This is a genomic window from Pseudochelatococcus lubricantis, from assembly GCF_011762225.1.
Taxonomy (GTDB): Bacteria; Pseudomonadota; Alphaproteobacteria; order Rhizobiales; family Beijerinckiaceae; genus Pseudochelatococcus; species Pseudochelatococcus lubricantis.
Window position 1 is genome coordinate 21,522 of record NZ_JAASQI010000003.1, and the last position, 23,064, is coordinate 44,585.

20 protein-coding genes and 1 pseudogene are annotated in these 23,064 nt (G+C 65.2%); 12 read left to right on the forward strand and 9 right to left on the reverse strand.

The genetic code is table 11. The features are described from left to right. Positions 1-8 precede the first annotated feature (8 nt). From FHS82_RS21085 to FHS82_RS07020, 10 genes are all read left to right on the forward strand, one after another. Positions 9-893 (forward strand): carbohydrate ABC transporter permease, encoded by an 885-nt coding sequence (locus FHS82_RS21085; protein ID WP_246225167.1) that lies wholly within the window; start codon positions 9-11, stop codon positions 891-893. Next, on the forward strand, positions 890-1,735 hold the full coding sequence (locus tag FHS82_RS06980) for a carbohydrate ABC transporter permease (protein WP_246225169.1): 846 nt from the start codon (positions 890-892) through the stop codon (positions 1,733-1,735). The genes FHS82_RS21085 and FHS82_RS06980 overlap by 4 nt, the downstream gene beginning before the upstream one ends. A gap of 8 nt (positions 1,736-1,743) precedes the next feature. Then, positions 1,744-2,550: a PfkB family carbohydrate kinase gene (locus FHS82_RS06985; RefSeq protein ID WP_166950333.1), complete on the forward strand. Its 807-nt coding sequence runs from the start codon at positions 1,744-1,746 to the stop codon at positions 2,548-2,550. Positions 2,551-2,782: 232 nt separating this feature from the next. Beyond that, a complete protein-coding gene (locus FHS82_RS06990; RefSeq protein WP_166950335.1) occupies positions 2,783-3,241 on the forward strand; it encodes a phosphonate C-P lyase system protein PhnG in 459 nt (152 codons plus the stop codon). A 2-nt stretch (positions 3,242-3,243) separates the two neighbouring features. Continuing rightward, entirely contained in the window at positions 3,244-3,804 is a 561-nt protein-coding gene (gene phnH / locus FHS82_RS06995) for a phosphonate C-P lyase system protein PhnH (RefSeq protein WP_246225171.1), read from the forward strand. Then, positions 3,804-4,898 carry a carbon-phosphorus lyase complex subunit PhnI gene (locus tag FHS82_RS07000; RefSeq protein ID WP_166950338.1) on the forward strand — a complete coding sequence of 365 codons (1,095 nt, stop codon included), beginning with the start codon at positions 3,804-3,806 and terminating at the stop codon, positions 4,896-4,898. Before phnH ends, FHS82_RS07000 begins: the two co-directional genes overlap by 1 nt. Continuing rightward, on the forward strand, positions 4,895-5,809 hold the full coding sequence (locus FHS82_RS07005; protein ID WP_166950341.1) for an alpha-D-ribose 1-methylphosphonate 5-phosphate C-P-lyase PhnJ: 915 nt from the start codon (positions 4,895-4,897) through the stop codon (positions 5,807-5,809). Before FHS82_RS07000 ends, FHS82_RS07005 begins: the two co-directional genes overlap by 4 nt. Then, the gene (locus FHS82_RS07010) at positions 5,806-6,648 is read left to right on the forward strand and encodes an ATP-binding cassette domain-containing protein (RefSeq protein ID WP_166950352.1); all 843 of its coding nucleotides are present in this window, start codon (positions 5,806-5,808) and stop codon (positions 6,646-6,648) included. Before FHS82_RS07005 ends, FHS82_RS07010 begins: the two co-directional genes overlap by 4 nt. A gap of 11 nt (positions 6,649-6,659) precedes the next feature. Beyond that, complete coding sequence (locus FHS82_RS07015) at positions 6,660-7,406, forward strand: phosphonate C-P lyase system protein PhnL (protein WP_166950355.1); 747 nt, start codon at positions 6,660-6,662, stop codon at positions 7,404-7,406. After that, complete coding sequence (locus FHS82_RS07020) at positions 7,393-8,565, forward strand: alpha-D-ribose 1-methylphosphonate 5-triphosphate diphosphatase (protein ID WP_166951358.1); 1,173 nt, start codon at positions 7,393-7,395, stop codon at positions 8,563-8,565. Before FHS82_RS07015 ends, FHS82_RS07020 begins: the two co-directional genes overlap by 14 nt. A gap of 67 nt (positions 8,566-8,632) precedes the next feature. On the opposite strand, the gene FHS82_RS07025 is transcribed toward FHS82_RS07020, so the two are convergent. The 3 genes from FHS82_RS07025 to FHS82_RS07035 form a co-directional block, all read right to left on the reverse strand. Further along, positions 8,633-9,538: a glutaminase gene (locus FHS82_RS07025; RefSeq protein ID WP_166951360.1), complete on the reverse strand. Its 906-nt coding sequence runs from the start codon at positions 9,536-9,538 to the stop codon at positions 8,633-8,635. Positions 9,539-9,676: 138 nt separating this feature from the next. Beyond that, positions 9,677-10,990 (reverse strand): MFS transporter, encoded by a 1,314-nt coding sequence (locus tag FHS82_RS07030; RefSeq protein ID WP_166950358.1) that lies wholly within the window; start codon positions 10,988-10,990, stop codon positions 9,677-9,679. 120 nt (positions 10,991-11,110) lie between these two features. Next, positions 11,111-12,319: a M20 aminoacylase family protein gene (locus FHS82_RS07035; protein WP_166950361.1), complete on the reverse strand. Its 1,209-nt coding sequence runs from the start codon at positions 12,317-12,319 to the stop codon at positions 11,111-11,113. A 269-nt stretch (positions 12,320-12,588) separates the two neighbouring features. Between FHS82_RS07035 and FHS82_RS07040 the strand changes: the two genes are divergently transcribed. Continuing rightward, positions 12,589-13,497, forward strand: coding sequence for a LysR family transcriptional regulator (locus FHS82_RS07040; protein WP_166950363.1), 909 nt, complete (start codon positions 12,589-12,591; stop codon positions 13,495-13,497). 161 nt (positions 13,498-13,658) lie between these two features. Here the strand turns inward: FHS82_RS07040 and fhuB are convergent, their stop codons facing one another. The 5 genes and pseudogenes from fhuB to FHS82_RS07065 form a co-directional block, all read right to left on the reverse strand. Then, on the reverse strand, positions 13,659-15,701 hold the full coding sequence (gene fhuB / locus FHS82_RS07045) for a Fe(3+)-hydroxamate ABC transporter permease FhuB (protein ID WP_281351102.1): 2,043 nt from the start codon (positions 15,699-15,701) through the stop codon (positions 13,659-13,661). Beyond that, the gene (locus FHS82_RS07050; protein ID WP_166950365.1) at positions 15,679-16,584 is read right to left on the reverse strand and encodes an ABC transporter substrate-binding protein; all 906 of its coding nucleotides are present in this window, start codon (positions 16,582-16,584) and stop codon (positions 15,679-15,681) included. Before FHS82_RS07050 ends, fhuB begins: the two co-directional genes overlap by 23 nt. A gap of 6 nt (positions 16,585-16,590) precedes the next feature. Next, a complete protein-coding gene (locus FHS82_RS07055; RefSeq protein ID WP_166950367.1) occupies positions 16,591-17,400 on the reverse strand; it encodes an ABC transporter ATP-binding protein in 810 nt (269 codons plus the stop codon). Then, entirely contained in the window at positions 17,397-19,544 is a 2,148-nt protein-coding gene (locus tag FHS82_RS07060) for a TonB-dependent siderophore receptor (RefSeq protein WP_166950369.1), read from the reverse strand. The genes FHS82_RS07055 and FHS82_RS07060 overlap by 4 nt, the downstream gene beginning before the upstream one ends. A gap of 201 nt (positions 19,545-19,745) precedes the next feature. Continuing rightward, a pseudogene (locus tag FHS82_RS07065) lies at positions 19,746-20,645 on the reverse strand (helix-turn-helix domain-containing protein); the annotation flags it as partial. A 372-nt stretch (positions 20,646-21,017) separates the two neighbouring features. Between FHS82_RS07065 and FHS82_RS07070 the strand changes: the two are divergent. Continuing rightward, positions 21,018-22,622, forward strand: a complete 1,605-nt coding sequence (locus FHS82_RS07070; RefSeq protein WP_166950374.1) for an ABC transporter substrate-binding protein — start codon at positions 21,018-21,020, stop codon at positions 22,620-22,622. A gap of 94 nt (positions 22,623-22,716) precedes the next feature. Here the strand turns inward: FHS82_RS07070 and FHS82_RS07075 are convergent, their stop codons facing one another. Further along, positions 22,717-23,064, reverse strand: coding sequence for a DMT family protein (locus tag FHS82_RS07075; RefSeq protein WP_166950376.1), 348 nt, complete (start codon positions 23,062-23,064; stop codon positions 22,717-22,719).

Sequence of the window (23,064 nt, forward strand, 5' to 3'; positions counted from 1 at the left end):
GTCCGGCCATGCGTATCAGCCTGAGAAGGCTGGCCCCCTATTTCTTCGTGGGGCCAGCCGTATTGTCCGTCGCGGTGTTCCTCTATGGCCCGCTCATCGCGTCCGCGGTGCTGTCCGTGCTCGACTGGAACCTGCTTTCCTCGGACGTCAGCTTCGTCGGCACGAGGAATTATGCGGCGATGTTCAGTAGCGTCGATTTCAGGCTGTCGGCCTGGAATACGCTGCTCTATTGCGCCATCCTCATCCCGGCGCAGATCGTGCTGCCGCTCCTTCTGGCGGTGATGATCCATGCGGTGCGCCGTTCGCCGCTACAGGGCTTCTATCGCGGCAGCCTGTTCCTGCCGACGATCGTCGCCTATTCCGTCGCCGGGGTGGCGTGGTCCTGGATGCTGAATCCGGTCAACGGACTGTTCAACGAACTGTTCGGCTATTTCGGCTTTCCGAAATCGCGCTGGCACACCGATCCGGATCTGGCGCTCCTGTGCGTCTGTCTCGTCACCTTCTGGAAGACCTTTGGCCTCAACATGCTGCTGTGGCTGGCGGCGCTCGCCAATATCCCGCCGGAGCTGCGCGAGGCTTCGCAGCTCGACGGGGCCGGTCCGGGCCGCCATTTCTTCACGATCAGCCTGCCGCTGATGACGCCCACGGCCTTCTTTATCAGCGTCACGACGCTGTTCCATGTCCTCGACGACATCGTGGGCGTCATCGATGTGCTCACCCACGGCGGTCCGGCGGGGCGGAGTTCGAGCCTGCTCTATTTCCTCTGGCAGCAGGGGTTGCAGTTCTTCCAGTTCGGACAGGCGAGCGCGGTCGCCGTCATCATCATCGTTGTCGTGCTGGTCGCCACCTGGCTGCAGTTCCGTCTCGGCGAAAACAAGGTCCATTACGGATGAGCGCCGCCCTGTTTTCCCGCGCGTTTCACCGGGCGGTGCTCCACGGCGTGTTGCTGATCACAAGTCTGGCGACCGTCTTCCCGCTGATGTGGATGATCACGGCGGCCTTCACGCCGAACGACCTCATCACCGCGCGCGCCATCCGGTTGTGGCCTGAGGAGCCGACGCTTGCGAACTTCGCGGAGGCCGCGAGCCGCCATCCGATCTGGACATGGCTCTGGAACTCGATCCTCACCGCCACGCTGATCACGGTCGGGAAACTCGTTCTGGCCGTTCCCGCCGGCTTCGCCTTCGGCCGGATGTCCTTTCCGGGTCGGCGGACGCTGTTCTGGTTCGTGATAGCAACCATGTCCTTTCCTACGGTGCTCGCCATCATTCCCACCTATATCGCCGTGGTGAAACTGCAGGCATTCGACACCTACGGCGCCATGATCGTGCCGTCGATTCCCTATATCGGCTTCTATGTCTTCTACATGCGGCAGGCATTCCGGTCGTTGCCGTCCTCCATGTTCGAGGCGGCGCGCATGGATGGCGCCGGGCTGTGGCGGCAGTTCACGGAAATCGGCATCCCGAACGTCCTGCCGGCTATTGCGGCGCTGTCGGTGATTTCATTCATGGGCGCATGGAACATCTATCTGTGGGGCCAACTCGTTCTCGAAGACCGCTTCAAGAAGACGCTGACCACGGGCATAGCCGCTTTCGCCGATCTGGAGGGCGCCGACCGGGTCTGGGGGCCGCTGATGGCGACCAGCCTGCTTTCGGTGGTGCCGGTGCTGCTGATCTTTCTGCTCGCGCAGCGCTTCATCGTCGAGGCGCTGGCACCGGGCGCGGACGAGCGATAGGCAGGACGATGCACCGGGTCGTCGTCATAGGCGGGGTCCATCACGACCGCATCTGGCAGCTCGACGAACCGCTGACACGGGGGCGGCGGCTGCGGTTTTCGGCGCGCGGCATCCGGATCGGCGGCGGTGGCTTCCACACGGGTTGCCAGCTTCTCGAACGCGGCGCGGCCGTCACCATGGTCACGTCCCTGGCGCAGGACGAAAAGGGCCTTGCGGCGCTTGCGGCGCTGAAGGAGGCGGGCTTCGATACGCGCCACGTGACGATGACGCCGGGTGAGACCGTGCCGCTGGAAATCCTGCTCGAACCCGACGGCGAAAGAACGATTCTCGCCCGCGCCCACCGTTCCGCCAGGCTGTTCTCGGCGAACGGGCCGCTTATGGGGGACGCCGTCTATATCAACGCGCTCCGGCTTGACGAGGCGCTGGTCGCGACGCTCCGCGACATTCCGCTTGCGGTGTCGCAATTGCCGTTGGGGCCCGCCGTGCCACGGCCGGTCGACTATGTCGTCTCATCGCGCGCCGACGCCGGCGCCGATCTGCCGTCCGCGTGGCAGCGTGCCGTCGCGATCGCCGGGCCGCGGCTGAAAATGCTGGTGCTGACCGACGGGCCGCGCCGCATCGCCCTTCATGACGGCCACCGGACAGTCGAGGTCGAGACGGCGCCCGCGGTGACGGGTGTCAGCACCATCGGCGCCGGCGACCGTTTCAGCGCCGCCTTCCTCCTCGGGCTGCTCGACGGTCTCGACGAGGCCTTGGCGGCGTCGACGGCCAGCCGGACGATCGCCGACTGGCTGCGCCGGCGGCAATTCCCCTGAAGCACGCCGGCGGCTTCTCTCCTGACGAATTACACATAACTGTCACCCGAAATTGCTACCGAAAAACATCCGAATGATTTAATGATTCATCCGAATGATAGAGGCAGGCATAGAAATTTCAGGCCGCCCCGGGAGGGGACAGTGGCAGGCCGTGGACGGGCGGACCGGCCGGGCGGACGTATCCGCTTCGCGATCACGCATGTCGACACGAAATCGCATGAAAGGACAGGCAATGATTGAACCAGGGGCCGGCGATCCGGTCATCGGGCGCTACCGGCATGGCGAGGCGCTCGGCATTTTCGCCGCCAGCCGGCCCGATGCCATCAAGTCCTGCGCGGAAGAGGTGCTCGCCGATCTCGGCGAGGTCTCCGTGCTCGCCAACCGCACCGGGCTGGCGATGCTGCCTTTCACCGACACGGTCCGCAACACGGCTTTCCATCTCGGCGAGGTGCTGGTGGCGGAGGCCCATATCCGTGTGCCGGAACGCGGCGTTGAAGGCTATGGCGCCGTTACTGGCCGCGATCTCGAACATGCCATGGCTATCGCCGTCCTCGATGCCGCCATCGCGGCCGGACACCGGACGGATGCCATAACCGTGTTTCTCGACGGCGAATGGCGCCGTCAGCAGGAAGACGACCGCGAAAGGCTGCGCAAGGTCGAGGCAACGCGCGTCGAGATGGAGACCTTCTGACCATGAGCCTTGAGCTTCTCCCGACGGCCGCGGAAAGCCGCACCAACGCCGCTTTCGAGGAACTGATGTGGGCGCTTGCCCGGCCCGGCCTCATCCGGCGTCTTCCGCTTGCCGGTTTCGCGGCGTTGGCCGAAAGCCTGATCGACCGTGAATGCAGCTTTCATGTCCGGCATGATGCGGCGCTGGCCGAAAGGCTTGCCGAAACCGGCGCGCGGGCTGTTTCCCTCGCTGACGCCGACTATGTCTTCGCGCCGGCCGGCTCGCCGGAGGACGTGACGGCACTGGCGGGGCTGCGTGTCGGCACGCTCTCCTATCCGGACGAGGCGGCGACGCTGTTCGCGCCGGCGCATTTTGGCCAGGAGCCGGCCGGCCGGGGGCCGCGCCTGCGCCTTTCCGGGCCGGGCATCAGGGAAGCGATCACGCTGCAAGCGGGTGGCGTCGATCCCTCTTTCTGGCCGATGCGCGAGAGCGCTATCCGCTATCCGCTCGGCTTCGATCTCTATCTTGTCGACGGCGACGGGCTGATCGGCATTCCCCGCTCCACGAAAGTCGAGGTATTGTAATGGCCTATGTGGCAACCCGCGGCGGCGAGCGCGCCATCGAACAGGCCGAGAGACTCTACCGCGCGGATATCGGCGCGATCGGCCGCGAACGGGTCGAGGCGGTGCGCGACGGCCTTCCCTATCTCGTCGACCGTCTCATGGGCGAGGCATCGCTGTACGAGCCCGATCTCGCGGCGCTCGCGCTCGCCCAGTCCGGCGGCGATCTCTACGAGGCCCTTCTGCTCCTGCGCGCCTATCGCACCACGCAGCCGCGCCTTGCGGTGGCCGAGCCCGTCCGGCAGGCAGACCTTTTCACAGTGCGGCGCATCTCCGCCGCCTTCAAGGATATTCCAGGTGGGCAGATTCTTGGGCCGACGCTCGACTACTCCCATCGCCTCCTGCAGGTCGGCGTGCTGAACGGGGAGGAATATCGGCCCGCGCCCGTGGAGCCGGCGGCTGAACCCGCCCCGGCCACCCAACCCTCGCTCGCCGAGTGGCAGAAGGCGCAGGACCTAATTCCGGACCATCCGGCCGAATCCGTCGAGCCCGACGAAATCCCGGACATCACCCGCGAGCCCCTGCTTTTTCCCGTGAGCCGCGCCCACAAGCTGCAAAGCCTGGCGCGCGCGGACACCGGCGGCACGCTGGCGCTCGGCTATGCGACCATGCGCGGCTATGGAGCGGTGCATCCCACCGTCAACGAATTGCGTCTCGCCGAGGCTCCGGTCAGGATGCGCCACCCGTGCGGCACCGTCTTCAGCGCCGGGCGTGTGCGCGTCAGCCAGACGGAGGTGGTCTCCAAGTCGGGCGGTAGCCTGCAGCTCGGATTTTCCGCCACCTTCGGCTGGAACGAGGTGAAGACGATCGCCGCCGCGACGCTCGACCTGGCTTCCGGCCAGCCCGATCCGCATCCGGCCTCGAACGAGGAATTCATCCTCTATCACACCGAAGCGGTCGAAAGCTCCGGCTTCTGCGTGCATTTCAAGCTTCCCCATTATGTCACCTTCCAGTCCCACCTCGATGCGTTGCGCCGCGTCAAGGCGGACCGGCAGCAGGCTGCCGCCATCGCCGCCGAAGAGGAAAGTCGCCACGAAACGAACGAGGCCGTGCCGTGAAACTCAGTGAACTGACCAGGCCGTGGTCCGCCTTCAGCTACGGCTTTCTCGACGAATCGGCGAAACGGGAAATCCGCCGCCGCATCCTCAAGGCCATCGCGGTACCGGGCTATCAGGTGCCTTATGCCAGCCGCGAGGTGCCGATCGCGCGCGGTTGGGGAACCGGTGGGCTGCAGGTGACGCTGACGCTCCTGAAGCCGGACGCGGTCGTCAAGGTGATCGATCAGGGCGCCGACGATTCCGTCAATGCCAGCAGCATCCGCAAATTCGTGAGCCGCGTCGGGGGGACGGTCGAAACCGGGGACACGACGCAGGCGACGCTCATCCAGTCGCGCCACCGCATCCCCGAGGAAAAGTTGCGCGAGGACCAGATCCTCGTGCTGCAGGTGCCGAACCCCGAGCCGCTGCGCCCCGTCCAGCCGGATATGTCCGTGGCCCGCGAGATGCATGCGGACGCCGATTATGGCCAGCTGTGGCTGATCCTGTACGAGCAGCTCGTCAGGTCGGGCAGGATCATGCAGGGCGCGAGCTATCCGAGCATGGTTAACGGCCGCCATGTCATGACCCCTTCGCCGATCCCGCGCTGGGACGTGCCGAAGCTGAACCGGGCGGATCACCTGACGATCCTCTCGGCGGGGCGCGAGAAGCGCATCTACGCCGTACCGCCTTATACCAGCGTCGAACCGCTGGTGTTCGACGACGTGCCCTATCGCGTCGAGGACCATCAGGACAAGGCCTGCTGGCGCAGCGGCGTCAGGGGCTTCTTCATGAACGAACTGCCGCAGGAAGACGGCTCCTCGCTTTACGAACTCTCCGACAGCCATTTCGGCATCAAGCATATCCGCAAGGCGGCAGGAGAGGCGGTCTCGATCGGTGAGACCTGGTACAGGAACGGAAGGATGGCTCGATGACTGCTCCCGGTGTCGCTGCCCCGACGGGCCTCGAACGTCAGCCGCCGCGGCTGATGCTCGCCAGGCCGATCCTGACGATGCGCGGCGTCGCGCGTCGCTACGGCGACGTGCAGGCGCTCGCCGGCGTCGATGTCACCGTCTATCCGGGTGAGGTGCTCGGCATCGTCGGTGAATCCGGTTCGGGCAAGTCCACCTTGCTCAGGATGATGAATCTGGAGGACACGCCGGACGCCGGCACCTATCATCTGGCGCTTGCCGGCCGGGAACCCGCGGGTCCCGATGGCCGCAACCTCTTCACCCTCGACCGCTTCCAGAGGCGGATGCTGCGCGCGATTCACATCGGCATCGTCTACCAGAATCCGCATCTCGGGTTGAGAATGGGCCACACCAGCAGCGGCAATGTCGCCGAACGTCTGCTGATCGCCGGGAATCGCAACTTCGCCGAACTGCGCCAACGCGCGCGCGAAGCGCTGGAGGCATCGGAGTTTCCGGTCGCGCGCATGGACGCGCGGCCGAATACGCTCTCCGGCGGCATGCAGCAGCGTGTGCAACTCGCCAAGGCGATCGCGCTCGAACCGGCGGTGCTGTTGCTCGACGAGCCGACCACCGGCCTCGACGTCAGCGTGCAGGCGCTCGTCCTCGACACGCTGAAACGGCTGCAGCGCGACCGCGCCATCACCATGGTTCTCGTGTCCCACGACCTCGGCGTCATACGCACAATGGCCGATCGTGTCATGGTGATGCGCTGCGGGGAGGTGGTCGAGGAAGGGCTCGCGGACCAGATCTTCCAGGATCCGCAGCATGAATATACGCAACAGCTCGTGCACGCGAAGCTCTGAAGGAGGACGCCATGAACATACACGCCTCCACATCGCGCGCGCCCGCACCGGTGCTGCGCGTCGAAGGGCTTTCCAAGCAGTTCGAGATGCACCACCTGCAGCGCACGCTGTTTGCCTTCGACAACATCGGCTTCCGGCTCGACGAGGGCGAGTTCATCCTGCTCACGGGTGAAAACGGCGCCGGCAAGTCGACGCTGCTGCGCACGCTCTACCGTTCCTATCTGCCGCGTGCAGGCCATGCTTACTATCACACGCGCGAAGGCGTGATCGACCTCGCCGCGGCAGCCGACGTGGATATCGCCGTCTTGCGCCGCCGCGAAATCGGCTTCGTGACGCAGTTTCTCAATGCCCGCCCGCGCGTGGCCGCCGAGGAGATCGTCGCCGAGCCGCTGCGGCTCGCCGGCACGCCCCACGCCGAGGCGCTGGAGCAGGCGCGCCGATGGCTGACCGCCTTCGGGGTCAAGTCCCAGCTCTGGCCGGCCTATCCGTCCACCTTTTCCGGCGGCGAGCAGCAGAAGGTCAATCTCGCCCGCGCCCTGATCCTGCCGCAGCGTCTGCTGCTGCTCGACGAGCCGACCGCCTCGCTCGACCGCGACGCGCGGCGGGCGCTGGTCGAGCGGCTGGCGGAACTGAAGGCGTCCGGCGTGGCGATGATCGGCGTCTTTCATCATCCGGAAGACGTCGCCAGCCTGGTCGACCGGGAAATCAGACTGGAAACCATACGGATCGCAGATGGGGCAGACGATGTGGCTGAGTGATCTCGAAATCGTGCTTGCAGACCGCGTCATCGAGCGCGGGGCCGTGAGAATCGAGGACGGATGGATTGCCGAGATCCGCGAAACGCCGGTTACGGGCGCGGATTTCACCGGCGGCGGACGGCTGTTGTTGCCGGGCTTCATAGACATGCACGGCGACATGATCGAGAAGGAGGTCGAGCCGCGCCCGAACGTCCGCATGCCGCTGGAACTCGGCATCTATGAACTCGACAAAAGGCTGGCGAGCAGCGGCATCACCACCGCCTATGCCGCGCTTTCCTTCAACGCCGGCAATGTTCAGGGCCATATCCGCTCGGAAGACAATACCCGCAGGCTGATCGAGACGCTGATGGCGATGAAGGGCGAGCTGCTCGTGGACCATCGCGTCCACGCGCGCTTCGAGGTCACCTTCACCCGCGCGCTCGGGGTCGTCGAGGCCCTCCTGCGGCAGGGCGCGGTCGATCTGATCTCGCTGATGGACCACACCCCCGGACAGGGTCAGTATCGCGACATCGAAAAGCACATCGCCCATGTCGCCGCAGCCCGGAAGATCGGCACGGCGGAGGCGGCCGAACACGTCCGCCAACGCATCGCCCAGCGGGACGAGGCGGGTGACAGTATGGAAGTGGTGCAGGGGCTGGCCGGACTTGCGCGCGAGCATGGCGTCATCCTCGCCTCCCATGACGACGACAGCGCCGCGAAGGTGGCGCTGCTGCACGGGCTGGGCGTCACGATCAGCGAATTTCCCGTGACGATGGAGGCCGCCGCCGAGGCGCGGCGTCTCGGCCTGGCAACCGCGATGGGCGCGCCGAACGCCCTGCGCGGCCTTTCCTACTCCGGCAACCTGTCGGCGCGCGAAGCCTTCGCCGCCGGTCTGCTCGACATTCTCGCCAGCGATTATCATCCCCCGGCGATCCTGCCGGCCGTGCTCGCCCTCGGCGAGACAGGCACCGGCGGCCTGCCCGCGGCTGCGGCGCTGGCAACCGCCAACCCGGCCGCAGCCCTCGGCCTTTCGGATCGCGGCCGGATCGCGGAGGGAATGAGGGCAGACCTCGTCATCGCCGAAAGGGGGCGCATCCCGCGTCTTCGCGCGACCATCAGGGGCGGGCGGCCGATCTGGTCGGACGGGGTCATCGGCCCCTTGCCCGCAACGACAGCCTGACGATAGCGGGCATGATCCCGGAAGGTGCGACTGCAGGCATATCCGGAAAGGCTGAGCAAGGTTCTCCTCAGAATACGGACCAGTTCATCTGCCTGCACAAAATCTCGAGCGCTTCGGTTCCCAGCAGCGAATTGCCCTGCTGATTGAGGCCCGGCGACCAGACCGCGATGGAGGCAATGCCGGGCACGATCGCCAGAATTCCGCCACCCACGCCGCTCTTGGCCGGCACGCCGACGCGGAACGCGAAGTCGCCGGATCCGTCGTAATGGCCGCAGGTCATCATCAGCGCGCTGATGCGCCGGGTGCGCTCGGGCGCCACGACCTGGCGGCAGGTCACGGGATGCCGGCCGCCCGAGGTCAGGAAAAAGCCGGCCCGCGCCAGTTGCCGGCACGACATCGACAGCGCGCATTGGTGATGGTAGACGCCGAGCACATGCGTCGGCAAATTGTCGAGGTTTCCGTTGGCCTTCAGCAGGTTCGCGAGTGCCGCGTTCGCGAAGCCCGTCGCCATTTCAGCCTGCGCGACGTGGCGGTCGACGGAGATGCGGTCGTCGTCCGCGAGCGATTGCACGAAGCGCAGGATTTCGCCGATGGCTTCCTTGGGTTGATGCGTCGCAAGCAGCACATCGGCGATGACGATCGCTCCCGCGTTGATGAACGGATTGCGGGGAACGCCCTTTTCGTGTTCGAGCAGAACGATGGAGTTGAATGCGTCTCCCGAGGGCTCGCGCCCGACCCGGCTCCACAATCCGTCGCCCTTCTTGCCGAGCGCCAGCGTCAGCGAAAAGACTTTCGAAATGCTCTGGATGGAAAATTCTTCGTCCGCATCGCCCGCCACCAGCACCGAATTGTCGCGCAACACGACCGCGATACCGAATTTTCGTGGATCGATCCGGGCGAGCGGCGGAATGTAGCGCGCCACCTCTCCGCGCTCGACGCGGCTGGCCATCTGCTGGACGATGTCCGGCAGCATTCCGGCCAGACGGGCGTTCAGACCGCCGTCCGCCAGATCGCTGTCCGTATGCTGTCCCGCGTGAGGCATGGCGGCCGTCCCGGTCGATGGTCGCTGCCGCGGCGTTCCAAACCGGCCGCCGCGGCAAAATGGGCGCATTCAGCGCCTGACGTCATAATGCCGCGTTTCAGGCAGCATGGCCATCGCCACGAGGCTGATGATGCTGGTGCCGACCACGTACCAGGCCGGCGCCACCGCGCCGAAAACGCCGATCAGCCAGGTGATGATGAACTGCGTCGTGCCGCCGAACAGGGTGGCGCCAACGGCGTAGATCAGCGAAACGGCCGTCGCGCGCAAGGCGATCGGCATCATCTCCGGAATGGCGATGAGGCTCGCGGCGCCGGTCATCGACGTCAGCGCCGTGATCGTCGCCGTGACGAGCAGCAGCACCGAGGCATCCTTCGAATCCGACAGCCAGGTGAACAGCGGCACGATCGCGAGAAGCAGCAGGACGCGCGGCCAGATCATGACGTGCTTGCGGCCGTACTTGTCCGCCAGATAGCCGGAGATCAGTGCGAAGACGAAAGTCGCCGTGCCGCCGAGTACGGTTGCAGCCTGGGCGAGCGTCGGGGAGAGCTTCAGCGTCTGGATGGCGTAGGTCGTCATGTAGTTGCCGACCTGGGTGGAGACCGTCGTCCCCAGCATGACGAGAATGCCGAGCGTGAGATAGCGTGCCTGTTGCCTGACCACGGAGGTGACGATCTCCGTGCCGCTCTTGTCGCTCGGCTTTTCCAGCGTCTCGGGCAACGAGCGGCGAATGTAGAGGGCGATCGGAATGAGTGCCAGGCTGAGGAGGAACGGCACACGCCATCCCCACGCCGCGAGGTCCTCGGGGGAGAGCGACCACGAGACCAGAACGCCCATAAGGCCGCCGACCACCACCGCGATGCCCTGGCTTGCGAACTGCCAGCTCGCATAGATGCCGCGCTTGCCGCTCGGTGCCGCCTCGATCAGCATGGAGGATGCCGGGCCGACCTCGCCGCCGAGCGCGAGGCCCTGCAACAGACGACAGGCCAGCACGATGATCGGCGCGGCGATGCCGATGCTGGCATAGCTCGGCGTTGCGGCAAGGCCCAGGGTGCCGACAGTGATCAGCGAGACGGTGAGGATCATCGCCGCGCGGCGGCCCGCCTTGTCGGCGAAAGCACCGATCAGCACGCCGCCCAGCGGGCGGGTGAAGAAACCGACGCCGAAAACCGCGACGGAAGCCAGCAGGCTCGCCGTTTCGCTGCCCAGCGGGAAGAATGTCTTGCCGATGTAGACGGCAAAGAAGGAATAGACGATGAAATCATAAAATTCGAGCGCGTTTCCCGCGACCGCCGCGGCGACCGCCTTCACCGGGACGGGCGTCGTGCCCGCACCGGTAAAGGCGCCCCCTGCCATCGTAGCGGTCGCTACGTTATTGTTGTTCATGAGCTTGCCCCGTAATAGCCGTTTCAGGAGAAGGAGCCGGGCCTCCGTCCGGACGAAGATTGACGAACGGGAGCCGTTTTCCGATCCCGGTTAATGGAAAACGGCCCCATGCCTTGCACCTCAGGCCGGCGAAGCGGCCTCCAGATATTTTTCGACGAGCGCCGTCCAGTAGACCGCGCCGGGGACGATGTTGGCGTCGTTGAAGTCGAACCGGTCGCTGTGAAGCGCGAAGTCCTTCGTCGCATCCGCGCCGGCGTTGCCGATGAAGATGTAGGAGCCGGGCCGCTGCTCCAGCATGAAGGCGAAATCCTCGCTCGCCGTCAGCGGCGTCGTCTGCTCGACAATGCCCGCATGGCCCGCCGCCTCGCCCGCCACCTCGCGGCCGACCCGGCGGGCGAACGCGGTCTCGGCGGCCGTATTCACCAGCGCGGGGTAGCCCCGGCGATAATCGACCCGCGCCTCTACGCCGAAACTGGCCGCCTGGGCCTTGACGAGCGCCGTGATCCGCTCCTGCAGCAAGTCCCTGACGGCGGCGCTGAACGAGCGCACGGTGAGTTCAAGCCTTGCGGTTTGAGGAATGACGTTGTCGGCCGTGCCCGCCTGCATCACGCCGACCGTGATGACGCCCATCTCAAGCGGATCGACGTTGCGCGCCACGATGGTTTGCAGGGCCATGACGATCGCCGCCGTCGCGACCACGGGATCCGCGGCCTTGTGCGGTGCCGCGCCATGTCCGCCGCGTCCCTCGATCGTGATGATCACGTTGTCGGAGGCAGCCATCATGGCGCCGTCGCGAAAGTTGAGCTGCCCCTGCGGAAGGCCCGGCATGTTGTGCATGCCGAAAATGGCATCGCAGGGATACTTGTCGAACACCCCTTCCGCGATCATGCGGGCGGCGCCGCTGTCCGGCTGGCCATATTCCTCCGCCGGCTGAAAGATCAGGTTGACGGTTCCCTCGAAACGGCTCCGTTCTGCAATCGCTTTCGCCGCTGCGAGCAGCATCGTCGTGTGGCCGTCGTGCCCGCAGGCATGCATGACGCCGGCGTTGACGCTGGCATACGGAAGGCCTGTTTCCTCCGCGATGGGCAGCGCGTCCATGTCGGCGCGCAGGCCGATGGAACGCGGACCGTTTCCGCGCCGCAACTGGCCGACAACGCCCGTCCCGCCGATATTCCGCTCGACCGCATAACCCCAACGGGCCAGAAGATCGGCCACGATGCCGCTCGTCCGATGCTCGTGAAAGGCAAGCTCAGGATGACGGTGAAGATCGTGACGCAGCGCGATGAACTCGCCGGCGTTCCGCCGGACCAGTTCGCTTATCTCTTCCATGACTGAAACTCATCCTTTGAGAGCGGGACGATCTGTCATCATCTCTCTTCCTCCCGCCTTTTTTTTTTTCTATGCAATTGCTTACAGGAAATGGCATCCGCTTTCCGGATGACGCGCCGAAGCATGTTCCGATCATTCCCGAACGAAAAACACTTCTGATCGAAGAGCGCTCGCACAGAATGGCTCACGCTAAGATCGGCCTTCCTATTTGTCTAATGAATAGTAATTTTATATATGATGCATATCAGGAATGGATTTGAAGGGTCGGCATGAATATCCAGCAGCTACGACATTTCGTTGCGCTCGCCGAGCGGGGATCGTTCACACGTGCCGCCGCTCACGCCCATCTGACGCAGCCGGCGTTGTCGCGCAGCATCGCGCAACTGGAAGCCGAACTCGGCATGAAGCTCGTGGACAGAATCGGCCGGCGCTGCGAGGTGACGGCCTTCGGAAGCGTGATTCTCGAACATGCGCGGCGCGTTCTCTTCGAGGCGGATGAACTGGTGAAGGTGGCCCGGCAGCAGATTGCCGGTGAGGCGGGCCGTATGCTGATCGGGCTCGGGTCCACGCCGAGCGCGCTTCTGACGGCACCATTGCTCGGCCGTTTCGCGGAAGCCGGCCGGCCGCTTCACGTTCTGCTCCTGCACGGCGCGATACCGCAGCAGGTCCAGGCGCTGCGCGAGCGTAAGCTCGATATGCTGGTGGTGGAGGTGCGAGGTGTCATGCCGACAGTGGATCTGCAGATCGAGCCCATGCCGATCCTGCGAACCGGCTTTCTCGTCAGGCCGTCCCACCCCCTGCGACATCGCCCCGCCGCGTCGTTCGACGATCTGCAGCCGTGGCCGCTGGCGACGACGCTTCTGGCGGAAGAGCAGATCCGTATCCTGACGACGCTTTATGGCCCGCATGCGCATCCCGACGAGAGTGTCGCCTTCCATTCCGACGCCATCGATGGACTGCTGCAGACTGCGAAGACCAGCGATACCATCTATTATGGCGTGCTCGCGCCGGCCCATTCGGCCATCCTCGGCGGCGAACTGGTGGAGCTGCCGATCCATCCGGCGCCCGATCCCTCGCAGTTCGCCATCGTGCGTCTGGCGGGGCGCTCCATGCCACCCATGTTCCCGTTCATCCGCGAACTCGTCCGCAGCCTGATGGACGAATGGAGCGCCATCTGACTGCACCGGTCGGCGCCGGCAGTAAGGATTTCAGATCAGTAGGTTACCGGGACACCGCGCCGGCCGTGCGTTGCCTCCGGTTTCCGGATCGCCGGATCGGGCCTTGAGGGCCCATCGCGCCGTGCAAGCGTTGGGCGCGTCGATCGCGGGCGCTCTCCGTTTCAGCGTCCCGCGCCGGCGCGGCCACGGCCGAGCAGCCAGATCAGATATGGGCCGCCGAGCAGGGCGGCGAACAGGCCGAGCGGTAGCTGGTAGGGAAAGGCCACCATGCGTGACAGCCAGTCGGACAGCATCATCAGCCCGGCACCGATCAGGACACTGCCCGCCATGCAGGGGAGGGGGCGTGCGAGGCCGATGAGCCTCGCCAGATGGGGGGCGATCAGGCCGATGAAACTCAGCGGACCGACGAACAGCGCGGCGGTCGCCGTCAGCAGGCCGGCGAGCGCGATCAGCGCCGCATGGCTTCGCCGCACCGGAACGCCCAATGCCCGTGCGGTCACGGCGCCGAGCGGCAGGATGTCGAGCCAGCGGCTCATGAACGGAAGCGGCGCGAGCAGCGCCAGCGCGGCGAGCCCCGCCAGCAGCGCCTGTTCCGGAGCGGCCATGTTCACGGAGCCGCTGATCCAGCGCAGCAGCGCGAGTGCCTGCACACCGCCGGTGGCGATCACCGCCGTCAGCACGGCCGAACACAGCGCGCCCATGGCGACGCCTCCGAGCAGCAGGCGCTCCGGGCCGAAACCGCTGCGGGCGGCGATCGCGAGCATCAGCACAAGGACGATGACGGCACCCGACGCGGAGGCCGCGAACTGGATGCCGATGCCGGGATCGTCGACGAGATAGAGTACCGCAGTGAGCCCCACGCCCGCGCCGGTGCCGACGCCGAGGATCTCGGGACTGGCGAGGGGATTGCCCGTGACCCGCTGCAGCAGCATGCCGGCGCCGGCCAGCATCGCGCCGCTCGCGGCGGCGATACCCATATGCGGCGCCCGCCATGTCAACAGGTCGGCGAACAACGCGCCGGTGGCGATCGTCCAGCCGTCCGGTCCGCGGCCCGCCACAAGGCCGACAGCCGCCATGCACAGACAGGCAACGACGATGACGGCGACCAGTCGCCACGGCCGCTCGCTGCGCGCTCCCGCGGCAAGGGCGGCGTGCAGCGACGGCCACTCGGCCATGCGGATGCGCGGCAGAAGCCACAGCAGCAGCGGGCCGCCAAGCAACGCCGTCGCCGCGCCGGTGGGGATGCGCTCGCCATTGCTGCCCGCGGTCAACTGGATGCAGCCGTCGGTCAGCCACAACAGGATCGCACCGATGAGCGGAGCGGCGACCATGCGCGCCCGCAGCGTGCGGGCGCCGCCGAGATGTGCAAGCGTGGGCGCGGCCAGGCCGACGAAGCCGATCACGCCCACCTGGGCGGTCACGGTCGAAGCGAGCCATACCGCGAGCGCGATCACCATGAGCCGCATGGTGTCGACGGCCAGCCCGAGACTGCGGCTCGCCGCGTCGTCCAGCCCGAGAATGGCGAGTGGCCGCAGCAGCAGCGCGGCAGCCGCCGTCACGATGACCAGCCGGGTGGCGATGGCCGTGGTGGCACCCCAATCCTGCTGGGTGAGCGAGCCGCCGCCCCAGATGAACAGCGAGAACATGTAGTCGCCATTGGCGAGGATGAGCGCCGTGCTGGCGGCTGTTGCCGTCAGCGCCGTCATCATGCCGGCGAGCACCACGGAAACGGGCTCCAGCCCCCGCCGCCAGGTCAGCGTCAGGATGAGCGCCGCCGCGCCGAGGCCGCCCGCCAGCGCGACCCCCTCGCGTGAGATCGCCATCAGTCCCGGGGCTGCGATGGTGGCGGCCGCCATGGCGAGCTGGGCGCCTGCGGCGATGCCGAGCGTCGACGGTTCGGCCAGCGGGTTGCGCAGCACCCGTTGCAGCAGCAGGCCGGCAAGGCCGAGCGCCGCCCCCGATACGAGCGCCACGGCGGCGCGGGGAAAGAGACCGTGCGTGAGGATGACCCGGCCGATGTCCTGCATGGGCGGCGCGGCGAAGGCGGGATCGGACAGGTGCAGCACTATCCGCGCCGCGAACAGCGCGGCCGCGAGCAGGGCCATCGCACCCCAGAACAGCCATGGGCGGGCGGATCGGCGCTCACGTGCGAGATTCTCGGCCAGACTTTCAGCCAGACGTTCACCCATGAGAGCGTCCGCCATCAGAAACGCTCCCGTCGCCGTTCAGGGGGGCGGCGAGGAGTTGCGCGAAGCGGCGGGCGGACGGCAGCGCGCCGAAATGATTGACGGGTGCCATAAACGTCACGCGCTTTTCCCGCACCATGGGCAGCGCCCGCCACAGGGCGCTCGTCGCCAGGACGCGGCGGACTTCGGGAGGCGTCGGCTCCACGACGACCAGCCGTGCCTCGGGCACGCGCGCCAGCGCCTCGATCCCGACAGGAGCGGCGGCGGAATAGCTTGACGCGCCTTCCCATGCATTGGCGAAGCCGAGCATGCCGAGCACATTGCCGAACAGGCTGTCGTCGCCGAAGGCGCGGAAATGGCGCGCATCGCCCAGGCTGACGACGAAGACCGGGCGTCGCTCCGCGCCCGAAAGACGCTCGCGGATCGCGGCGAGTTCGCGGCGGGTGCCGTCGACGACGTTTCTTGCCTCGTCCGTCAGGCCGAGACGCTCGCCCAGCGCCGCCGTGACCTGCTCGGCCCGGGGATAGGGCGGCTCGCCGTGTCGGAACACAGTTGCCGAGAACACCGGCGCAATGCGTTCGTAGAGCGGCCTCATGTGTTCATAGAAGTTCGAGATCAGGATGAGGTCGGGCTGGACGATGCGCAGCAGCTCGAAGTTGGGCGTGCCGCGCAGTCCGAGATCGGTGACGCTGTCGGGCACGGCCGGCACGATCACCTGCCTGCGGAACTGGATGAGTTCTGTTGCCGCCACGGGTATCATGCCGAGCGCCAGCGCCGTTTCCAGCGTCGCCCAATCGATCGCCGCGATGCGTTGCGCCGTTCCCCGCGCCAGCGCGGCATTCCCGAAAGCCATGCCCGCCAGGGCAAGCGCCGCGCGGCGCGTTATCGCGTGACGATGCATGGCCGTTCACTCAACGTAGGCAATCGGCCTGCCGGTTCCGGGATGCGGAAATATCCCCATGCGCAGGCCATAGAGTTCCTCCAGCACGGCAGACTTCATGATCGCCTCGGGCGCGCCGCGTGCCATCAGCGCCCCGTCGCGCAGCGCGAGGATGTCGTCGCAGATCGCGGCGGCCATGTTGATGTCGTGCAGCACGACCACCGCGCCAAGCCCGCGCGAGCGGCTGAGTCTGCGCACCAGCGACAGCATCTCCGCCTGATGGGCGACGTCGAGCGCCGAGGTCGGTTCGTCGAGCAGCAGGCAGCGGGTATCCTGCGCCAGCATCATCGCAAGCCAGACCCGCTGGCGCTCCCCGCCCGACAGGCGGTCGACGAGCCGGTCGCGAAAGCCCGCAAGGCCCGTATCGGCCAGCGCCTCGTCCACCTTCAGCCGGTCGCGCGCGGTGAAGCGGCCGAGCGCTCCGTGCCACGGAAAACGGCCGAGCGCCACGAGTTCCGTCACCGTCATGCCCTCGGCGGGCGGCGTGAACTGGGGCATGTAGGCGACGGAACGGGCAAAATCGCCCGGGTTCCAGCTCCGGATGTCCTGCCCCATGAAGCAGAGACGTCCGCCGGTCGGATCGAGTTGGCGCGCCAGCATCCGGATGAGCGTGCTCTTGCCCGAGCCGTTGGGACCGACGAGACCGTGAATGCGCGCGGGTGCAATCGACAGCGTGAGGCCGGGAAGGATCGTGCGGGAGCCCGCGGAAAAACCGACCCCCTCCAGCTCGTAGAGGGGGACGGTTGAAACATCGGCGCTGTCGATACGGGATGTCATAAATCGATATGGGCCTTGAACTTGAACACGCGCCCCTCGGCATAGCCGCACGAGAACTGGGTCTGGCAGCTCGCGACGTACTTCTTGTCGAAGAGGTTCGTTATGTTGAGATCGGCGCCCCAGTTGTCGCGCTTGTAGCCGATCCGGGCATCGAACACCGTGGCCGACGGCACCTTCAGCGTGTTCGCATTGTCGACCCAGGAGGAACCGACATAGCGGACGCCGCCGCCCAGCACGAGGCCCTTCAGCATGCCGCTGTCGAAGGTGTAATCCACGCCCAGCGCCGCCTGCTGCTCGGGGACGATAAAGGGTGTATTGCCGATCAACGACGTGTCGGCGTCGTCCGTGATCTCAAGATTGAAGGCGGTGAACGACGCCAGCACGCGCAGGTTGTCGGTGATGTTGACCTTGGCTTCCAGTTCCACACCCTGGGAGTTGACCTCGCCGATCTGGGTTTCGGCAAGATAAGGCCCGGTGATGACGTTCTGGCGCGTGAGATCGAAGAAGGACACCGTGAACAGGCCGTCGACGAAAGTAGGCCGGTACTTGACGCCGACTTCGTACTGATGCCCGCTCTCCGGTTTGAACATGTTGGTGGCGAGCGAGGAACCGACCGAGGGCAGGAAGAAGGTCGCGACGCTCGCATACGGCGTGATGCCGTTGTCGAACTCATAGGCGAGACCGGCGCGGCCGGAGAATTTCGCGTCCGTGCCCTTGAATTCGGGCGTGCCCTTGGCCTTGGTGTCTACATAATCGTAACGCCCGTTCAGCGTCACGATCCAGCCGTCGCCGAAACGCAACTGGTCCTGCACGTAGAGACCGACCTGATTCTGCTTGATGTTCTGATCGATATACGCGCTGCGCAGGCCCTGCAACGCGCCGTAGACGGGAAATACGGCGCTGATGGGCGTTGCCGCGCCCGTGGCCTGTATCTGGTTCATGTCGACATACTTGTAGTCGAGCCCGAACAGCAGCCGGTGATTGATCGGCCCGGTGTTGATATCGCCCTCGATCTGGTTGTCGACGGTCACAGTCGTCAGATCGGTCTTGTGGCCGAAGTTGATGCGCTCAAGGAGAAAATCCGGGCCGGCGGGAACCGCGGAAAAGCCCTGATAGCCATAGGCATAGAGCGAGCTTTCCTCGATGTCGGCGTAGCCGAACCGGAAGTTCTGCCGCACGGCCCAGCGATCGTTGAGGGCGTGCTCCAGCTCGTAACCGACGCTGACCTGCTGGCGTTCGTAGAAATCGATGTCCGGCTCGGTGAAGTTTGCGTCGCGGCGGATGCGCCCGAAGGGTGCCGGGCGCACGGTGCCGATATAGGGAAGGAAGGCACCGCCGCCGTGGTTCTGGTCGAAGAATGTATAGTTGCCGAGCACTGTCAGGGTGGTGTCGCCCGTGGGCCGCCAGGTGAAGCTCGGCGAGAAGGAGCCGCGCAACTCGTCGGCGAAATCCGTATAGCCATCGCCGCCGATGAAGATGCCGGAAAAGCGGTAGTCGAACTTGTCGGTCAGCCGGTCGCCGATGTCGACGCCGAGATAGGCGGTGCCCGCGTCGTTGATGCCGGCCTCGAAGTAGCGCTTGCGCTCGCCCGTGGGGCGCTTGCTGATGTAGTTGACGATGCCGCCCGGATTGCTGCCGCCGTAAAGCACGGAGGCCGGCCCACGCAGGACCTCGATACGCTCCCGATTGAAGGTGTCGATGTAGAAGCCGGCGAAGGCATAGCTGAACAGCGGCAGGCCGTCGAGATAGGTGCCGCTCTGCGTCGCCTGGAAACCCCGGATGAACATCCAGTTGGTATCGCTGTCAGGCCCGAAAGGCTGTGTGAACACACCTGGCGTGTAGCGCAGGGCCTCGTCGACCTTCTGGGCGCCCTGATCGTCGAGCTGCTGGCGGCCGATGACCGAGACCGACTGGGGAATGGCCTCGATGGGTGTGCTGATTTTCGCGCCCGTCGCGGTGCGCCGCGCGACATAGCCGTTGACGGGACCGGTCGCCGATTCGCTGCCTGCGGTCGCCTCGATGACCACCGGATCCAGTGTGGTCCCCGACGCGGCCTCCTGCCCGAACGCGGACCAGGACAGGCCAATCGTGAACAAAGCGGTCGTATACAGGAGTGTAAAGCTTGAGCCGGGGCGCGCTGCCATCGTCATTCTTCCGCACGTCGCCAGAAGCCGTCACGCTGCGGCGCAACCGTTTCATGGCAGTCCATCTTGTCGCACGGCGTGTGTAGCATCGACCGCCGGATACTGGATTGAACGTTCTTGTGCTGGATCGGACGATTCTGGCTTGTTGTGGACGCCGGGGCGGAACATTCCCGACGGCGGGAGACGGGAAACGGAGCGTGCGGCGACGTGGTCGCGCTTCCAGGCTGCGGGTGTCGTTCCAACCATCTTGCGGAAGATGCGTGTCAGATGCGCCTGATCCGCGAAGCCCGTCATGGCGGCGACATCGGGCAGCGAGGCATCCTGATGTTCAAGCAGTTTCTTGACCTTCTCTATCCGCGCCCGCATCAGCCAGCGATGCGGCGGGAGGCCTGTCGACGCCTTGAAGGCGTGGCTGAAATAGGATTGGGACAGTCCCGTGAGTTCCGCGAGTTCCTCAAGCCGGATCTGACGCAGGCAATTGTCCTCGATGTAAGCGACGGCGCGGCGCAACTGCCATTGCGACAGCCGGCTGCGCGTGCGCGGCTCCTTCTTCTCCAGCTGAAGAACCGCCGTCAGCAATGCATTGATCAGGCCGTCTCCGTACATGTCGTCCAGACCGCTCGGCTGCATGCATTCTTCCGCGGTCAGGCGCGCAAGCCGGAGAACCCGGTCGTCGGCGAACATCAGGCGCGGCGTTTCGAGGCGCCGGCTGTCGACCTTCTCGCCCATCCGCGTCTCAAGGGCACGCCTGTCGAAATGGAGATCGAGATGCCTCAGTCGCCGCAGCGGCTCGGCGCGCGACCAGATGCGCAAGTCCGCCGGAATATAGCAGATGGGGTTCCCGCCGGCGCTCGCGGCGTGATGGACGGCGCCGTCGGCCGAGTCGACGATGTCGATCCCCGCATCCGCCATTCCGGTGCCGGCGGTCTGTTCCAGAACGATGAACAGGCGCGGGTCTGGCGATACGTACTCGCCCCAGGCGCCCCCCGGGCAAGCAACCTCCCAGACATCCGCGACCACGCCGCTCCACGAACGCCAGCTCAGGGGGGAGACGACCTCGACCCCGACATGAAAGCTCTGCATCCGGGGGCGGAAAGACATGGCAAGAATCCGTTTGGCTCACAGAATTTATTTAGAATAGTTATATTTATGGTCAGCATAGCTCAACTAGTCAGCATTCGTTATCACAACGAGCGGCGGTTGCAAATCTATATTATATTTTAATTATAATTCATCTAACTATAGTTATACGAGAGCGGGTGCGAAATTTCGGTGGGGAAGTTTCTCTCACGCCGGAGGTGAAATTCCGGTCCGGGTATCGACAACCACGCCATCATCTCTCAAGAAGAAAATATTGTTTCAGGCGCCCAAAGAAAAAATGCGTCAACGACCTTCTGCAGGCTTCGGCTTTTTTGACTACGATAGTTTTTCCATCGTCTTTGCCAAACAAGCCACTCTATTGCGAGCCCTCTTATGGAACTGAACCGTCGTCATTTCTCGTCTCTCCTTGCTGTTTCCGCGGCTTCTCTGGCCGGTGGCCCATGGTTTTCCCGGCCTGCGCGTGCCGAAGAGCCTGTCCATGGCGGCACGCTCGTCTTCGTGCAGTCGGAGCAGCCGACCAATCTGGTCGCGCTGCTGAGCCCGGACGTCTCGCGCGACGTCAGCGGCAAGATCGTCGAGGGATTGCTGGACTACGATTTCGACCTGAAGCCCATTCCGCAGCTCGCGGTTGCATGGGAGGTGAGCGAAGACGGCCTGCGCTATACGTTCAGGCTGCGGCAGGGCGTCAAATGGCATGACGGCAAGGACTTCACGTCCGCCGACGTGGCGCATTCCATCGGCATTGTCAGCGAGAGGCATTCCCGCGCGCGCAGCACCTTCGCCAACCTCGCCGAAATCCAGACGCCGGACGACCATACCGTCGTGCTGCTGCTGTCGCAGCCGGCGCCGTATCTGCTCGGGGCGCTGCCCGCGTCGGAGGTTCCGATCGTCCCGAAACATCTCTACGAGGGCAAGGATCCGGGCACGAATCCGGTCAACGCGCGGCCCGTGGGCACCGGGCCGTTCGTCTACAAGGAATGGGTTCGCGGCAGCCACATCCTGCTTGAGCGGAACCCGAACTATTGGGACCAGCCGAAGCCTTACGTCGACCGCATCGTCTTCCGCACCATCACCGATCCGGGCGCGCGCACCATTCTGTTCGAGACCGGCGAGGCGCATATCGCATCGACGGGCTCGGTGCCCCTGAGCGAGTTGAAGCGGCTTCTGGCGCTGCCGCACCTTGAGATCACCACGAAAGGGCAGGCTTTCAACGCCGGGGTGACACGGCTGGAATTCAACCTCGACAACGATTATCTGAAGCGCCTGCCGGTGCGCCAGGCGATCGCCCACGCCATCGACAAGCAGGCAATCCTCGATACCGTCTTCTACGGTTATGGCGCCGTCGTCGACGGGCCGATCAGCGTGGATCTGCCGACCTTCTTTTCCGGCGACCTGCCGCACCATGCCCACGATCCGGCCAAGGCCGAGAAGCTCCTCGACGAGGCGGGACTCCCGCGTGGCGAGGGCGGTACCCGCTTCAAGCTCATCGCGGACCCGCGCAACCTCTACAACACGGATGTCAAGATCGCCGAATACATCCGTTCGGCCCTGGCGAACGTCGGCATCAACGTGACGATCCGCTCGCAGGATTTCGCTTCCTATATCAAGCGCGTCTATCGCGACAGGGATTTCGAGCTGATCATCAATTCTATGACCAACACGTTCGATCCCACAATCGGTGTCCAGCGTCTTTACTGGTCGAAGAACTTCAAGCCCGGCGTGCCGTTCTCGAACGCCTCCCATTACAGCAACCCGGAGGTCGACAGGTTGCTGGAGGAAGCAGCCGTCAGCCCGGATCAGACGCGGCGCGTGGCGCTTTTCAACAAGTTCCAGCAGATCGTCGCCGCCGAACTGCCGGACATCAATCTGCTCAGCAATTATTCGTACACGCTCTCGCACAAGAGATTGCGGCAACATACGGTTTCAGCGACCGGCATATACGGCAATTTTGCCGACGCCTACTTCAGCAAGGCCTGAACGCCGCTGTGCAAGTCCCTGTCGCGACGGCGGCCCGGGCCGCCGCGCGCCTTGTGCCCGCGACCGGCACGCCGAGAGGGCCGGCGGCGCCGTTTCACGCGCGGAACACAAACGCGGCGCCGCAGGCAATCAGTGCGAACCCGATGACATGGTTGACGGTTATCGCCTCTTTCAGCCACAGGACGGAAAAGCCGGAGAATACGGCAAGCGTGATCACTTCCTGCATCGTCTTGAGCTGGGCCGTCGAATAGACCTCGCTGCCCATCCGGTTCGCGGGGACGGCAAGGCAATACTCCATGAACGCAATCCCCCAGCTCGCCAGGATGGCGATCAGCAGCGGAGAGGATTTATATTTCAGGTGGCCGTACCATGCGAATGTCATGAAGACGTTCGACACGATCAGCATCACAGGGGGCAGCAGCGTGTTCAGGTTGAGCGACAT

What these genes read in the sequence shown, in the direction of transcription:
- FHS82_RS21085 (WP_246225167.1), top strand. Translation starts at nt 9, where the DNA reads ATGCGTATCAGCCTGAGAAGGCTGGCCCCCTATTTCTTCGTGGGGCCA.
- FHS82_RS06980 (WP_246225169.1), top strand. Translation starts at nt 890, where the DNA reads ATGAGCGCCGCCCTGTTTTCCCGCGCGTTTCACCGGGCGGTGCTCCAC.
- FHS82_RS06985 (WP_166950333.1), top strand. Translation starts at nt 1,744, where the DNA reads ATGCACCGGGTCGTCGTCATAGGCGGGGTCCATCACGACCGCATCTGG.
- FHS82_RS06990 (WP_166950335.1), top strand. Translation starts at nt 2,783, where the DNA reads ATGATTGAACCAGGGGCCGGCGATCCGGTCATCGGGCGCTACCGGCAT.
- phnH (WP_246225171.1), top strand. Translation starts at nt 3,244, where the DNA reads ATGAGCCTTGAGCTTCTCCCGACGGCCGCGGAAAGCCGCACCAACGCC.
- FHS82_RS07000 (WP_166950338.1), top strand. Translation starts at nt 3,804, where the DNA reads ATGGCCTATGTGGCAACCCGCGGCGGCGAGCGCGCCATCGAACAGGCC.
- FHS82_RS07010 (WP_166950352.1), top strand. Translation starts at nt 5,806, where the DNA reads ATGACTGCTCCCGGTGTCGCTGCCCCGACGGGCCTCGAACGTCAGCCG.
- FHS82_RS07015 (WP_166950355.1), top strand. Translation starts at nt 6,660, where the DNA reads ATGAACATACACGCCTCCACATCGCGCGCGCCCGCACCGGTGCTGCGC.
- FHS82_RS07020 (WP_166951358.1), top strand. Translation starts at nt 7,393, where the DNA reads ATGTGGCTGAGTGATCTCGAAATCGTGCTTGCAGACCGCGTCATCGAG.
- FHS82_RS07025 (WP_166951360.1), bottom strand. Translation starts at nt 9,538, where the DNA reads ATGCTGCCGGACATCGTCCAGCAGATGGCCAGCCGCGTCGAGCGCGGA.
- FHS82_RS07030 (WP_166950358.1), bottom strand. Translation starts at nt 10,990, where the DNA reads ATGAACAACAATAACGTAGCGACCGCTACGATGGCAGGGGGCGCCTTT.
- FHS82_RS07035 (WP_166950361.1), bottom strand. Translation starts at nt 12,319, where the DNA reads ATGGAAGAGATAAGCGAACTGGTCCGGCGGAACGCCGGCGAGTTCATC.
- FHS82_RS07040 (WP_166950363.1), top strand. Translation starts at nt 12,589, where the DNA reads ATGAATATCCAGCAGCTACGACATTTCGTTGCGCTCGCCGAGCGGGGA.
- fhuB (WP_281351102.1), bottom strand. Translation starts at nt 15,701, where the DNA reads ATGGCGGACGCTCTCATGGGTGAACGTCTGGCTGAAAGTCTGGCCGAG.
- FHS82_RS07050 (WP_166950365.1), bottom strand. Translation starts at nt 16,584, where the DNA reads ATGCATCGTCACGCGATAACGCGCCGCGCGGCGCTTGCCCTGGCGGGC.
- FHS82_RS07055 (WP_166950367.1), bottom strand. Translation starts at nt 17,400, where the DNA reads ATGACATCCCGTATCGACAGCGCCGATGTTTCAACCGTCCCCCTCTAC.
- FHS82_RS07060 (WP_166950369.1), bottom strand. Translation starts at nt 19,544, where the DNA reads ATGGCAGCGCGCCCCGGCTCAAGCTTTACACTCCTGTATACGACCGCT.
- FHS82_RS07070 (WP_166950374.1), top strand. Translation starts at nt 21,018, where the DNA reads ATGGAACTGAACCGTCGTCATTTCTCGTCTCTCCTTGCTGTTTCCGCG.
- FHS82_RS07075 (WP_166950376.1), bottom strand. Translation starts at nt 23,064, where the DNA reads ATGTCGCTCAACCTGAACACGCTGCTGCCCCCTGTGATGCTGATCGTG.